A 14153-nucleotide genomic window follows, 5' to 3' on the forward strand; every position below is an offset into this window, starting at 1 on the left:
TTGGGTGGGCGGGCGGCGGTGGGGTGGTGGCTGAGCGCGGCCTGGGTGCGTCGTGAGTTGGGTGGGCGGGCGGCGGTGGGGTGGTGGCTGAGCGCGGCCTGGGTGCGTCGTGAGTTGGGTGGGCGGGCGGCGGTGGGGTGGTGGCTGAGCGCCCCGGTGTGGCGTTCGGTGCGGTGGGCGCAACGAAGGCCGCGTTGGGGGTGCGGTCGCGTTGGGTGGGTCAGGCCAGGCGGCGGGCGTAGCGGTCGAGGGTTGCGGCGTCGAAGGGGAGTTCGGTTGCTTCCAGGGCGCCGCAGTGGAGGCCGCCCAGGAGGTAGTGGGCGAGGGCGGCGGCGGTGGCGGGTTCGTCGAGGACGCCGTTCGAGGTTTGGGAGGCGTAGTCGCTGAGGCGCTTGGCGGCGGTGGGGAAGCCTTCGCGGTAGAAGGCGTAGGTGGCGGCGAAGCGGGTCGGCAGCTGGTTCGGGTGCAGGTCCCAGCCCTGGTAGAAGCCGTTTTCCAGGGAGCGGCGGACCAGGCGCAGATGTTCGGCCCAGGCGCCGGGGAGGTCGTCGCCGATGGGCAGGCGGTTGGTGGAGCCGTCGGAGAGGCGGACGCCGGTGCCGGAGGCGGCGACCTGCATGAGGTGCTTGGCGAAGTCGGCGGCCGGGTGGGCCATGCTCTGGTAGGCGGCGCCGATGCCGAGGCCCGCGCTGTAGTCGTAGGTGCCGTAGTGCAGGCCCGAGCAGCGGCCGGCGGCGGCTTGGATGATCCGCGCGACCGACACGGTGCCGTCGTGGGCGAGGATGGACTGCGCGGTCTCGATCTGGACCTCGAAACGCAGGGTGCCTTCGGCCAGGCCGTAGGCGACCTCCAGCTGCCCGAGCACGTCGGCGGCGACCTCGACCTGCTCGACGGCGGTGACCTTCGGCAGGGTGACCACGAAACCGTCGGGCAGGTCGCCGTTGCCGAGCAAGCCGTTCAGGAACAGGTCCAGGGTACGGATGCCGCGCCGGCGGGTGGCGGGCTCGAAGCTCTTGAACCGGATGCCGACGAACGGGGTGCCGCCTGTGGTCGCGAGCGTCTGGCCGGCGGCCAGGGCGGCGGCGTCCTCGGCTTCGTCGCCCGGGTTGCCGTAGCCGTCCTCGAAGTCGATTCGCAGGTCCTCGATCGGCTCGGTGAGCAGCTTCGCGCGCACGCGCTCGGCGACGTCCGCGTCGAGGCCGAGCACGTCACCGCGCTCGACGAACACCCGCATGGCCTGCTTGCCCCAGTCGGCGACCAGGCGGGTGCGGTACTGGGACGCCGGCACGTACACGGTGTGCACGGGCCGGCGACCCGGCGGCTCACCGGGGTACAGCGCCGCGACGCGCGCGTCGGCCTCGGCCAGGCGCGCGTCGGCGGCGGCGTAGACGTCCTCGGTGAGCCTGCCGTCCCGCATTACTTGATGTGCTCGTAGGCCGGGAGCGTGAGGAAGTCCGGGAACTCGTCGGCCAGCGCGACCTGCTCGAACAGCTCGACGGCCGGGGTGAGCACTTCTTCCTTGACCTCGGCCGACAGCTCGCCGCGGACCTCGGCCAGCACGCCGCGCACCAGCTCCGCGGTGACCTTGTCGCCGGTGTCGAGCTGCGTGCCGTTCTTGACCCACTGCCACACCTGCGAACGGGAGATCTCGGCCGTGGCCGCGTCCTCCATGAGGTTGTGGATGGCCGCCGCGCCGTTGCCGCTCAGCCAGGAGGCGATGTAGCGGATGCCGACCTCGACGGCGGCGCGCAGGCCGGCCGCGGTGGCGCTGCCCGGCGTCGAGGCGACGTCCAGGAGCTGGTCGGCCGTGACGCTGACCTCGTCGCGGGTGCGCTCGAGCTGGTTCGGCCTGTCGCCGAGGACCTTGTCGAACTCCTCCTTGCAGAGGGCGACCATGCCGGGGTGCGCGACCCAGGAACCGTCGAAGCCGTCTGCGGCCTCACGCGCCTTGTCGGCGTGGACCTTCTCGAACGCGCCCTCGTTGACCTTCGGGTCCTTGCTCGGGATGAACGCCGCCATGCCGCCGATCGCGAACGCGCCGCGGCTGTGGCAGGTGTGCACGAGCAGTTCGGTGTAGGCGCGCATGAACGGCGCGGTCATGGTCACCGAGTTGCGGTCCGGCAGCACGAACTTCTCACCGGCGTCGCGGAAGTACTTGATCACGCTGAACAGGTAGTCCCAGCGGCCGGCGTTGAGGCCCGAGGCGTGCTCACGCAGCTCGTAGAGGATCTCCTCCATCTCGAACGCGGCCGGGATCGTCTCGATCAGCACGGTGGCGCGGACGGTGCCGTGCTCGATGCCGAGGGTCTTCTCGGCGTGGGTGAACACGTCGTTCCACAGCCGCGCCTCGAGGTGGCTCTCCATCTTCGGCAGGTAGAAGTACGGGCCCTTGCCGCGCTTGAGCAACTCGGCCGCGTTGTGGAAGAAGTAGAGGCCGAAGTCGACCAGCGCGCCGACGCCCTGGCGGCCGCCGAAGGTGAGGTTGCGCTCGTCGAGGTGCCAGCCGCGCGGGCGGACCACGATGGTGGCGTGCTCGACGTCGGCCTTCAGCGCGTAGCTCTTGCCGCCGCTCTCCAGCGTGATGGTCTCGCGGATGGCGTCGGACAGGTTGACCTGGCCGGACACGACGTTGGCCCAGTGCGGCGTGTTGGCGTCCTCGAAGTCGGCGAGCCACACCTTGGCGCCGGAGTTGAGGGCGTTGATGGTCATCTTGCGGTCGGTGGGGCCGGTGATCTCCACGCGGCGGTCGCGCAGCGCCGGCGGCGCCTCGGCGACCTTCCAGTCGCCTTCGCGGATCTCCTTCGTCTCCGGCAGGAAGTCGAGCCGGCCGGTCTTGCGGGCCTCTTCGCGGCGCTTGCCGCGGGCCACGAGCAGCTCGTCCCGGCGCGCCGCGAAGGCGTCGTGGAGCCCCGCCAGGAAGGCGAGGGCTTCCGGCGTCAGGATCTCGTCGCCGCGCTCCACCGAGCCGCCGAGGACCTGGACTTCAGACATGCGAAACACCCCGAGTCGTTCTTGGATAACGTCCCTACGGTTTTTACCTGACGGACTATAGTTTCTGCATAGCGGAAGCTCAAACGCTCGGGTGAACAGGACCTGTGAGGAGGACCACCGGTGGCAGCTGAGAAAGGCGGACGGGACGGCGGCGTCCAGTCCCTGCAGCGTGCGTTCGAGCTGCTGGAGCACCTCGCGGACACGGGTGGGGAGGCCAGCCTGTCGGAGCTCGCGACCCTGTCGGGGCTGCCGATGCCGACCATTCACCGGCTGATCCGCACCCTCGTGGACCTCGGGTACGTCCGGCAGAACACCAACCGCCGCTACGCCCTCGGCGCGCGGCTCATCCGCCTCGGCGAGAACGCCAGCATGCAGTTCGGCTCGTGGGCGCGGCCGCTGCTGGTCGAGCTCGTGGAGGAGGTCGGCGAGACGGCCAACCTCGCCGTGCTGGAGCGCGACGAGGTCGTGTACGTGGCCCAGGTGCCCTCGAAGCACTCCATGCGCATGTTCACGGAAGTCGGCCGGCGCCTGCTGCCCCACGGCACCGGGGTCGGCAAGGCGATGCTCGCGCAGCTGCCCGCCGACGACGTCGCGGCACTCCTGGCGCGCACGGGCATGCCCGCGTACACCGAACACACCTTCACGGACCCTTCCGCGCTCGCCGCGGAGCTCACGCGCATCGCCTCCCAGGGCTACGCATTGGACGAGGCCGAGCAGGAGCTCGGGGTCCGCTGCATCGCCGTCGCGGTGCCCGGCATGCCGGTGCCCGCGGCAGTGTCCGTGTCCGGCCCGTCCGGCCGGCTGACCGCGGACGCGGTGGCGAGCATCGCGCCCGTGGTGCAGAAGATCGCCGACCGGCTTTCGCAGCAGCTGCCGGTTACCTGAGCTCACCTTTCAACAGGTCCGGGTGGTGGGGGCGGCTGGTCGAATGCGCGGTTGAATGCGTCCGCGGTTTGCTCCGCCGACCCGGTCAAGAGTGTCTTTGAAAGCATCGCTCGGACCTGGTTGCGCAGCGCCTCATCGCTGATCGCGCCGGCAAGCTCGCGAGCAGCGTTGAGCCGCCGATCTTCCTGGCTCTCCTCACGCATCAGCACGCCCTGGCTTCCCATGTTCGTTCTTGCCCGGTTCGACTGCACGAAAAAGACGCCCAAGGTCAGATTGGTGACCACGCCGGCGACGCCAGCGACGATGCCGGCGTACTGATCACCGCCGGAATTCGCGTTGACAACGGCCAAACCGATGCCGAGGAGAAGCAGCGACGCGCCGATCGAGGCGAATACGATGCTCACTCGAAAGCTGATCTTCGCCTGCGCGAGCCCCCGTGTGTAGATCTCGCGAAGAATCGCTTCTTGCTTCTCCAGCGAAGCAGATGCCCTCATCGTCGCGGGATCCGGGCCGAGCGCCGGCGCGATGTTCACCGTGGTGCCTTCGCCCGTAAGGCTGAGGTGCATCGTCGTCGAGCCGTCGTCCACCCGTTTCCGGATCTCGGCGGCGTGGGCGTCGAAGCCAGATGACTGCTCGGTTCTGGACAGCAGAAAGAAGAGCAGGACTGCGACCGCCGCCGGAACCAGGAACGTCGTCTCGCCGCTGCCCATGAGCAGCGCCAGGCACGCTGCGACAAGCAACATCATCGCGAGCGCAAAAATCCCGATCCGGAGCCACGGCAGACGCCGGTTCGGCTTCATTCGCCGAGGCTGATGCGCCGGAAGTTCGGCGACACCGATTCCGGGGAGGCCCGGCCTCCTCACTCCGATCGCGACGAGGGTGCCCTTCGGCAACTAACGCTTCGTCGGCCATTCACGCTCCTCCGAACCGAGTCGACGTACCTGGCTGTTCACTCAGCGATGAGTCGAAGACCGACCGTGACCGGTTACAGCAGCGCGGTTACCTGAGCTCACCTTTCAGCAGGTCCATCAGCAGACCGTCGTGAAACGTGCCGTCGGGGCCGCGTTCGTACTGGCGCAGCAGGCCGACGGGCCGGAAGCCGAGGTTGGTGTACACGTGCACGGCCTTCGCGTTGGCGGCGGCCGGGTCGATCGTCAGGCGGTGGTGGCCCTGAGCGAACAAGTGGGCGGCGAGCACGCGGATGGCCTCCGTGCCCAGGCCGCGGCCGTGGTGGGTCGGGGCGACGGCGATGTCGATGCCGGCGTGGCGGTACTGCGGGTCGAGCTCCTCGGAGCTCTGGATGAGGCCGACGACGTCACCGTCGAGCTCGATGGCGTAGCTGGAGAAGCCGGCTTCCTCCTCGAGGAGGCTTTCGACCTCGTGCACGGCTTCGCCCCACCACCGCGCCACTTCGGGCGTGGACAGAATTTCCTGGGCGCGCTGCCGATCGTCACGCGTGAGCGGACGCAGGCGGACGCGCGGGCCTTCGATGATCATGACCGAGTCTCCTCTCGTCTGGGGGTGTTCGGGGTGACGAGGGGAAACGGGCGGTCCACGCGGGCGTCAATCCATGGCCGGAGTGTGCGCCCGCACGGGCCGGTGTGTCACCTCAATTGCCGATGACGTGGTCGTCGACCTTCACGGAGTAGCGGACGTCGCTGCCGTTCACGGTGTTGACCGTCGCCGTGAGGCCGTACTTGGTGTCACCGTCAGCCAGTTCACAGCGCATCTGCTGCCCGACCTTCGCGTCGATCGGGCCGGGGCAGGTGATCGAGTCCGGTCGCTGCCCGATCGACCTCTGCAACGCGTCGGCGATCCCCTTCTCCAGATCGGCCTTCGCCACCTTCCGCTGCACCTCCACGTGCGCGGAACACCCGGCCACCAACGCGATACCGCACACTGCGACAACCACCCGACGCAACACTGTTTGCCTCCTCTGGGCCCAGACGGAACGGGGAAAGGTGAACTCGAACGGGCGCCCGCGGGTGCGTCCCGCTCACGATCTCGCGCGCCTCGGACGCTTCGGGCGGCCGGGCGAACACATCGGCCGGAGCGAACAGCGCGTCCACGACAGACCACTTCACCGCGGCCGCGATCAAGAGCGTGCCGCCGATGACGATCACGAGGATGAGAGCGATACTCACCGGGTCGATTCCTGGTCGTACACGGAGAAGTCGTCGAACTCGCCCTCCGGCGGTGCCTCGCGAACCGGCGGACGCGGTGGCGGAGCGACCGAGGTCGGGCGAGGAGCACCGAAGAGCTGCTCGTCGGAGGCGAGCACCCGGTCGAGGAACTCGGTGCTGCCGAGGCCACGGCGCACGACCTCGGCCTGCAGCCGCGCCGCCGCGGCCTGCGCTTCGCCGATCGCGCGCATGACGTCCGCCGACAGCACGGCGGGATCGGTCTCGCGGGCGCGTTCGCCGAAGGTCACGGACGCGATCGCGCCACCCGGTCCGGCCACGACCGTCACGACGCCGTCCGGCGAGGTCGCGGTGCCCATGGCGTCTTTGAGTTCGTCGGCGACCCGTTGGTACGCCTCGGCTCGGAGGCGGTTGCCGGCCGCGGCCGCGTCGATCGCTTCGATGCGGGCCAGCAGCTGCCGCGCGGTGTCGTTCATGCCGCCTGCTCCGGTTTGATCGTGGCGAGGAACTTCTGGAAGTCGTCGATCACGTGCTCGAACTGGTTCTCCAGCAAGGCCGACAGCACCACGTGCAGCACCGCGCGCCGCTGCGGATCCCGCTGGTCGCGCATCACCAGGAACACCTGGAACTGCACGAGGTCCACCTGCTTGCCCTTGAGCCCGACGGTCAGCTTCACCGCCTGCGTGAGACCCGGGTTCTCCGCCGAGCCGACCTCGTTGCGCCGCCCGAGCCGCACGCCCTGGGCGCCGGCCGCGCGCAGCTTCTCCACGGCCTCGTCGCCGACGGCGGTGAGCGCGACATCGTCCTCACGCAGCTCGCCGGTGATCGTGACGTTCGCCGTGAACCCCTCGCGAGCCGACGCGGGGTTCAGCGCGACGAACGCCGCGTCCGGCGTGCCGACCTCGTCGGGCGGAACCGATCGCCACCCGTCCGGCAGCTCGAACACGATCGGGACGGGGAGGGTGCCTGCCACTGTTTCTGCTCCAAATCTGCTGGTTCTGGTCAGAAGCCGAGGAAGTCGCCGACGGCGCCCGCCGCGTTCTCGATGCCGTGCCCGACGTCGGACGCCACGTCGGCGACGTCACCGGCCACGTCCTGCACGGTGTCGACGACCTCACCCGGATCGATGCTGAGGTCGAACCCGACCTTGCCACCGATACCCAGGGCCACACCGACCGAAGCACCGACGTGGAACTTCCCGTCGTCGCCCATGCCGAACTGGCCGCTCGCCTCGGCCCCGATACCGGCCCACGCTTCGCCGTGCGCACCGGCGGTGACACCGGCGACCTCGGCGCTCGCGTTGCCTTCGATCCGGCCGCCTGCGAACCCCTCGACGCTGCCCTGCATCCCGGACCAGCCGAGGGAGCCCTGGGCGGACGCCTTGGCCCCGACTTCCGCCGAGGCATCGCCCTTCACCGCAACGTGGTCACCGTAGTGAATTTCGCCTTGTGCGCTGCCCTTGGCCAAATACGCCTCGGCCGACGCGCCCGCGGTCAGGCCCAGCGCCGAAGCCCCCGCGTGCGCCTCGGCACGGGCCCCCAGCGCCGCGCCCTCGATCTTGCCGCTGCCGCCGAAGGTCCCGTCACCGAACTTGCCGTCGAGCGAACCGTCGACCAGATCGACGCTCGCCGAGGCCGACACGGTGCTTTCCGACGTGTCGATGCCGAGCTTTTCCAGCAGGCCGCCGAGTTTGTCGGTGAGCATGCCGTCGGACTGTGAACCCCACTCGGCTTCGAAGCTGCGTCCCTTGCCGCCTTTGCCCGCGGCCCAGCCCTTCTCGTCTTCGTCGGTGTCGACCCACTGCTTCTTGTCCGGATCCCACTTCTGGCGCCGGTCGGCACCGAATTTCTTGAGATCCTTCGAATAGCTGCCGTCGTCCTGCTTCTTGAAGCCGAGCTTCTTCGCCGTCTCACCGCCGGCCTCTTCGAGCGCGGCCCGGGCGGCCCGCAGGATCCGCTCGGCCTCCTGCGTCGCGGACTGGCCCGGGTCAGCGAAGGGCGGAACCTGCGCGCCGGAGGTTAGTGCTCGGTAGGCCTGCACGGTCCACTGCGTCGATGCGGCGCGCGTCGCCGCCTGGCCCTGGGTGTACAGCTCGATCGCCCGCTGGGCCTCGGACTGGCTCTGGGTGAGTGCGTCGCCGTAGTCGGCCAGGGCGTTGGCACCGGTACCCAGCACGCCGATGGTGTCGAACCACCTCTTCGGTTCCTGGCCGAACGTCTCGCGGAACCGGTCACTCGCCTCGCCGGTCCACTGCTTCGCGTCGACGCCGGAGAGGCCGTCGGAGATCGCGGCCATCCTCTGGATGTTGCGGACGAGGTCCTTCAGGTCTCCCGAGATGAACCGCGGTTCCCCGGGGACGAGTTCCTTCGGGTCGGTCGTCTCCCCCAGCTCGGCGGCCATCAGAACACCGGCCCTTCGCGGTCCGCCTCTGCGACGGGATCAGGGCCTGCCACCTCGGACTTCGGCCCGGGGAACAGCTCCCGGGAGCGCTCGGGGCTCATCACGTCCGGCGGGAGCTCGTCGATCGACCCGCTGATGCGCCCGGTCCCGCCGCCGGTCCACGCGGGGCCCACCTTCTCTTCCTCGGTGGCCCGGGCGAGAGCGCCGCCGAGCGGGCCGAAAATGCCGACGCCGGACGATCCGCCGTGCTCGCCGAACGCCTTCGCCGCGGTCTTCACGATCGCGTCGCTCGCGGTGTCGTCGGCGCCCGCGTAGCGGACCGCCGCCGTGCGCAGGTCCTCACCGTGGCCGTGGGCCTTGCCGGTGAGTCCTTCGACGACGGACGCGATGTCCGCGATGAAGCCGCCCCAGCCGGCCTGCACGCCGGCGTGGCCGTAGTCGCCGCTCGGCCCCTGCCACAGCAGGCCCGCGGCGCCGCCGACCACGTCACCGATGGTGTCGGCGGCGCGTTCGAGCTCCTCCGTTACGGCGTCGAACCCGCCCGTCATCCCCGCGAACCCCTCGTCCGGCTGCCACGACGTGATCACCGTGGCAGAGACCGGCGGGGGTTCTGCGCTCTTCGCCCGTTGATCACCTCAACGAGCGAATCGTGTCTCAGCCGAGGAGGGCGTCCACGAACGCGCCGGGCTCGAACGGCGCCAGGTCGTCCGGCCCCTCGCCGAGGCCGACGAGCTTCACCGGCACCCCGAGCTCCTTCTGGACCTGGAAGACGATGCCGCCCTTGGCGGTGCCGTCGAGCTTGGTGAGGACGATGCCCGTGACGTCGATGACCTCGGAGAACACGCGGGCCTGGGCGAGGCCGTTCTGGCCCGTGGTGGCGTCGAGCACCAGCAGGACCTCGTCGACCTTCGCCTGCTTCTCGACGACGCGCTTGACCTTGCCGAGCTCGTCCATGAGGCCGGTCTTGGTGTGGAGGCGGCCGGCGGTGTCGACGAGGACCGCGTCGGCGCCTTCGTCGATGCCGCGCTTCACTGCGTCGAACGCGACGGCCGCGGGGTCGGCGCCCTCCTTGCCGCGCACGACCGACGCGCCGACGCGTTCGCCCCAGGTCTGGAGCTGGTCGGCGGCCGCGGCGCGGAAGGTGTCGGCCGCGCCGAGCACCACGGTGGAGCCCTGCGAGACGAGCACGCGCGCGAGCTTGCCGGTGGTGGTGGTCTTGCCGGTCCCGTTCACGCCGGCGACGAGCACGACGGCGGGCTGCTTCTGGCCGTCGACCTCGTGCGGCAGCGCGCGCACGGCGCGGATGCCGTCCGTGGACAGCGAAGCGGTCAGGACCTCGCGCAGCACTTCGCGCGCTTCGGCGGGCGTGCGCACCGCGCGGCGCGAAAGCTCGTCACGCAGGCGTTCGACGATCTGGGTCGTGGTGGCCGCACCGAGGTCGGCGACGAGCAGCGAATCCTCGACGTCCTGCCACGAGTCCTCGTCGAGGTCACCGGCGCCGAGCAGGCCCAGCAGGCTCTGGCCGAACATCGAGCGCGACTTCGACAGCCGTCCGCGCAGGCGCTCCAGGCGGCCGGTCGCGGGGTCGATCTCCTCGATCGGGAGGACCGGCTCGATCGGTTCCACCGTGCCCTCGACCGGCGCGGCCGCGGGGCCTGCCGATTCGGGCTCGGGCTCGGGCAGCTTGACGTCGCGCATCGTGCGCTGGTCGGAGTCGCGCGGCACCGCGGCGTCGTCGCCCACGGCGGGCTGGCCGTCGACCTCCGGGCGGTCCTCGACCGGGTGTTCCGCCGGTTCCACCGGCGCGGCCACAGCGTCGGCCTCACCCCCGGGCGCGAAGGTGATGCCGCCGGACGCGGTGTACCCGCCGCCCTTCGGCTTCTCCTCGACCTTGCGCGTCTCCTCGAGGCTGATCCGCCGCCGACGTGCGATGAGCAGCCCGGACACCAGCACGGCGACCAGGACGACGACGGCGACGATGACGATCCAGAACCAGGTGCTCGACACACACCCATCCTGTCATCCGCTCCCCGGCTCCCCCGGACACCCCACCGAGCTACTGCCTTCAGGCCAACGGATCACACGCAGAGTTCCGATTCGGCCAAGACTTCACGAGGCGCCTTGCGTCGCCGCTTCACCCCGGCTAAACCACTCCGGATGAAAACCCACGGCTTCCGCGTCCTCGGCCTCCTTTCGGGGACTTCGGTCGACGGCATCGACGTCGCCGTCGCCGAGCTGCACGCCGAAGACGGCACCGTGGTCCTCACCCCGCTCGGCGAGCTCGACGTGTCCTTCACCGCGGAAACCCGCGAAGCCGTGCTGGCCGCGCTGCCGCCCAACCCGAGCAGCGCCGAAGCCCTCACCGTGCTCGACACCCGCGTCGGGCAGGCCTTCGCCGAAGCCGCCGCGCAGGGCATCGCCGAGCACGGGCCCGTGGACGTGATCGCCTCGCTCGGCCAGACCGTCTACCACTGGGTGGACAACGGCGTGGCGCTCGGCACGCTCCAGCTGGGCCAGCCCGCGTGGATCGCCGAACGCACGGGCACGCCCGTCGTCGCCGACCTGCGCATCCGCGACATCACCGCGGGCGGCCAGGGCGCACCGCTCGCCAGCACGCTCGACGCGTTGTGGCTGCGCGGCCTCGCCGAAGAGACGGGCGAGGCCGTGGCCGCGCTCAACCTCGGCGGCATCGCCAACATCACGGTGGTCGGGGAGAGCGACACTGTGCTGGCCTACGACACCGGCCCCGCCAACGCGTTGCTCGACCTCGCCGCCACCCGCGTGACCGGCGGCGAGCAGCACGCCGACGTCGACGGGAAGCTCGCGCTGGCCGGCACCGTCCGCCGCGACCTGCTCGACCGGCTGCTCGCCGACCCGTACTTCGCCGCCGCACCGCCGAAGTCCACCGGCAAGGAGCACTTCCACGGCGCCTACCTCGACGCCGCCCTCGCCGGCCTGCCGCCGCTCACCCCCGAAGACCTCCTGGCGACGCTCACCGAGCTCACCGCCGCGACCGTCGCCGCCGAATGCCGGCGCCACCACGCGGCGACGCTCGTCGTGTCCGGCGGCGGCATGCGCAACCCCGCCGTGATGGCGGCGCTGGCCCGCAGTCTCCCCGGCGTCGCCCTGCGCACCAGCGACGACCTCGGCCTGCCCGGCGCGGGCAAAGAGGCGTACCTGACCGCGTTGCTCGGCTGGCTGAGCTGGTGCGGCGTGCCGGCCACGCTGCCTTCGGCGACCGGCGCGCGCGGGCCTCGCCTGCTCGGCGCGCTCACGCCCGGAGCACACCCCCTGAACCTTCCGGCCCCACTGGGGGGCACCGTGGACCGCTTGCGGGTCACGGAAGTTGGCGCACGACGGTAGGAGAATCCCCATGAACCCAGTCGATCTGGTGATCGTCATCGTGTACCTGGCGGCGATGCCGATCATCGGCGTGCTGGTCGGCCGCAGACAGAAGTCCGCGAACGACTACTTCGTCGGCGAACGCAGCATGCCCTGGTGGGCCGTCACGCTGTCGGTCGTGGCCACCGAGACGTCCACGCTCACCGTGATCTCGACGCCGGGCCTGGTCTTCGGCAGCGAGTTCCTCTTCCTCGAGGTGGCGTTCGGCTACATCCTCGGCCGCATCGTCGCCGCGTTCGTACTGCTGCCCCGCTACTTCCGCGGCAACTACGTGAGCGCGTACGAGTTCCTCGGCCGCCGCTTCGGGCGCGGGCTGCAGGGCACGGCGTCGGTCACGTTCGTGATCACTCGCCTGCTCGCCGAGGGCCTGCGGCTGTTCGCCGGTGCCATCCCGATCAAGGCGATCCTCGACCACTACGGCATCCACACGTCGTACTGGCACATCGTGGTGCTGCTGACGGCGCTCACGCTCATCTACGCGTTCGTCGGCGGCATCAAGTCGGTGATCTGGGTCGACGTGATCCAGTGGTCGCTCTACGTCCTCGGCGCGATCGGCGCGGTCGTGTTCCTCTCGACCAAGCTGCCGGACGGCTGGACGTCGATCGCCGCGAGCCAGGGCCGCTTCCAGCTCACCGACTTCACGTCCAACATCATCACCAGCCCGTACGCGTTCATCGGCGCCGTGGTCGGCGGCGCGTTCCTGTCGATGGCCTCGCACGGCGCGGACCAGCTGATCGTCGGGCGGCTGCTGTCGACCAAGAGCCTGCGCGACGGCCAGCGCGCGCTGATCGGCTCGTCGCTCGTGGTGTTCGTGCAGTTCGCGTTGTTCCTGGTGGTCGGCGCGATGCTGTGGGTCTACACGGGCGGCAAGACGGGTGCGACGGCCACCGCGGTCGCGGCGGGGAAGATGTCCGGCGACGACGTGTTCTCCAACTTCATCGTCAACGACCTGCCCGTGGGCCTGGCCGGCCTGCTCATCGCCGGCATCCTCGCGTCCACGATGGGCGCGCTGGCCTCGGCGCTCAACGCCCTGTCCACTTCGACCATCGCCGACCTCTACCAGCGCTTCACCCACCGCTCGGTGGAGGACTCGAAGCTGCTGCGCCACGGTCGCATGTGGACGCTGATCTGGGCCGTCGTGTTCGCGATCTTCGCGTCGCTGTTCACCAACTCCAAGGACCCGGTGATCCAGCAGGGCCTCGGCATCGTCGGCTACACCTACGGCGCGCTGCTGGGCTCGTTCTTCCTCGGCCTGATCGTGAAGAAGGCACGCCAGTCCGACGCGGTGGTCGCGTTCGCGTGCTCGGTCGTGGGCATGGCGTTCCTGATCCTGTTCGTCAAGTTCGACAAGGCGACCACGGCCGTGCACATCCAGTTCGGTGCGGCCACGAAGACGCTCGTGCCGCTGGCCACGTACTGGTACACGTTCGTCGGCGTGGTGATCACGATGGTCGTGGGCGGGCTGCTCGCGCTGCGTCACCGCGACGCCGACCCGAACGCCATCGAGGTTGACGCACCGAAGGCGGAAGTCACCGTCTGATCGGCGGTTGATCACCCCGTCGGGAAAATTTCCCCGATCGGGTGAACCGTCCCGGGGTGGGCGCTCGTGCACCTGACGAGCGCCCGCCACCGGATGGCGGGCCCGGATCAGGCGGGGACGATGAAGCGGATTTCTCTGGCACTGGCGGCGGGTTCGATGATCCTCCTGGGCGGTGCGACGGCGTGTTCGTCGGCCTCCGGGGCAGCGGCGGCCGACCCGGGCGCGCCGGCGAAGGCGGTGGCCGGAGCCCAGGCCGGAACGCAGACGCAGGACCAGGCCGGGACGCAGGACGGCAGCCCCGAGGTGATCGCGGCCCCCGCGCAGGTGCAGGTGCCGCCGGGCAACAAGCGCGTGGCCACCTTCCACGGCGAGGGCGTGCAGATCTACAGCTGCACCGACGGCGCGTGGACCCTGATCCAGCCCGCGGCCATCATGTCGGACAACGGCAAGGCCGTGGCCCTGCACAGCAAGGGACCGGTGTGGACGTCCACTGTGGACGGCAGCACGGTCGCCGCCACCGCCGTGCCCGGCAAGGCCGTGCAGCACACCGACGCGATCCCCGAACTCCTGCTCAAGTCCGACCAGGACACCGGCAAGGGCGTGTTCGGCACCGTCACCTACGTGCAGCGGCTGGCCACCAAGGGCGGCCTCGCCCCGAAGGGCGCGTGCACCACGGGCCAGCAGACCGCCACGCCGTACTCGGCCGAGTACGCGTTCTGGGCCGCGAACTGAAAGCAACAACGGGAAAGGGGCTCCCCCGGTCACCCGGGAAAGCCCCTTTTCGCACGTCCGGA

General features: G+C 70.3%; 14 protein-coding genes. 4 read left to right on the top strand and 10 right to left on the bottom strand.

The window, feature by feature from the left end:
* Positions 1-220 precede the first annotated feature (220 nt).
* A complete protein-coding gene (locus tag AB0K15_RS43270; protein ID WP_364065516.1) occupies positions 221-1417 on the bottom strand; it encodes an aldolase in 1197 nt (398 codons plus the stop codon).
* A complete protein-coding gene (aceB, locus tag AB0K15_RS43275; RefSeq protein ID WP_364065519.1) occupies positions 1417-2991 on the bottom strand; it encodes a malate synthase A in 1575 nt (524 codons plus the stop codon). The genes AB0K15_RS43270 and aceB overlap by 1 nt, the downstream gene beginning before the upstream one ends.
* A 120-nt stretch (positions 2992-3111) precedes the next feature.
* On the opposite strand from aceB, the gene AB0K15_RS43280 reads away from it, so the two are divergent.
* Entirely contained in the window at positions 3112-3876 is a 765-nt protein-coding gene (locus AB0K15_RS43280; RefSeq protein ID WP_364065524.1) for an IclR family transcriptional regulator, read from the top strand.
* A 2-nt stretch (positions 3877-3878) separates the two neighbouring features.
* On the opposite strand, the gene AB0K15_RS43285 is transcribed toward AB0K15_RS43280, so the two are convergent.
* The 8 genes from AB0K15_RS43285 to ftsY form a co-directional block, all read right to left on the bottom strand.
* Entirely contained in the window at positions 3879-4676 is a 798-nt protein-coding gene (locus AB0K15_RS43285; protein ID WP_364065527.1) for a hypothetical protein, read from the bottom strand.
* Positions 4677-4875: 199 nt separating this feature from the next.
* A complete protein-coding gene (locus AB0K15_RS43290) occupies positions 4876-5373 on the bottom strand; it encodes a GNAT family protein (RefSeq protein ID WP_364065530.1) in 498 nt (165 codons plus the stop codon).
* A 112-nt stretch (positions 5374-5485) separates the two neighbouring features.
* On the bottom strand, positions 5486-5788 hold the full coding sequence (locus tag AB0K15_RS43295) for a DUF4333 domain-containing protein (protein WP_364065533.1): 303 nt from the start codon (positions 5786-5788) through the stop codon (positions 5486-5488).
* Positions 5789-6016: 228 nt separating this feature from the next.
* Positions 6017-6493 (bottom strand): YbaB/EbfC family nucleoid-associated protein, encoded by a 477-nt coding sequence (locus AB0K15_RS43300; RefSeq protein ID WP_364065536.1) that lies wholly within the window; start codon positions 6491-6493, stop codon positions 6017-6019.
* Positions 6490-6990, bottom strand: coding sequence for a hypothetical protein (locus AB0K15_RS43305; protein ID WP_364065539.1), 501 nt, complete (start codon positions 6988-6990; stop codon positions 6490-6492). Before AB0K15_RS43305 ends, AB0K15_RS43300 begins: the two co-directional genes overlap by 4 nt.
* A gap of 29 nt (positions 6991-7019) precedes the next feature.
* Positions 7020-8417 (bottom strand): putative T7SS-secreted protein, encoded by a 1398-nt coding sequence (locus tag AB0K15_RS43310; RefSeq protein ID WP_364065542.1) that lies wholly within the window; start codon positions 8415-8417, stop codon positions 7020-7022.
* Entirely contained in the window at positions 8417-9004 is a 588-nt protein-coding gene (locus AB0K15_RS43315) for a hypothetical protein (RefSeq protein ID WP_364065545.1), read from the bottom strand. The genes AB0K15_RS43310 and AB0K15_RS43315 overlap by 1 nt, the downstream gene beginning before the upstream one ends.
* A gap of 67 nt (positions 9005-9071) precedes the next feature.
* Positions 9072-10424 carry a signal recognition particle-docking protein FtsY gene (ftsY, locus tag AB0K15_RS43320; protein WP_364065548.1) on the bottom strand — a complete coding sequence of 451 codons (1353 nt, stop codon included), beginning with the start codon at positions 10422-10424 and terminating at the stop codon, positions 9072-9074.
* 150 nt (positions 10425-10574) lie between these two features.
* Here ftsY and AB0K15_RS43325 point away from each other — a divergent pair, with 150 nt between their 5' ends.
* The 3 genes from AB0K15_RS43325 (at position 10575) to AB0K15_RS43335 (ending at position 14091) form a co-directional block, all read left to right on the top strand.
* The gene (locus AB0K15_RS43325) at positions 10575-11780 is read left to right on the top strand and encodes an anhydro-N-acetylmuramic acid kinase (RefSeq protein WP_364065551.1); all 1206 of its coding nucleotides are present in this window, start codon (positions 10575-10577) and stop codon (positions 11778-11780) included.
* A gap of 10 nt (positions 11781-11790) precedes the next feature.
* A complete protein-coding gene (locus AB0K15_RS43330; protein WP_364065554.1) occupies positions 11791-13359 on the top strand; it encodes a sodium:solute symporter in 1569 nt (522 codons plus the stop codon).
* A 120-nt stretch (positions 13360-13479) separates the two neighbouring features.
* Entirely contained in the window at positions 13480-14091 is a 612-nt protein-coding gene (locus AB0K15_RS43335) for a DUF3455 domain-containing protein (RefSeq protein WP_364065557.1), read from the top strand.
* Positions 14092-14153: the final 62 nt, after the last annotated feature.

The organism is Amycolatopsis sp. NPDC049253, from assembly GCF_040678995.1.
In the GTDB taxonomy this organism is placed as follows: Bacteria; Actinomycetota; Actinomycetes; order Mycobacteriales; family Pseudonocardiaceae; genus Amycolatopsis.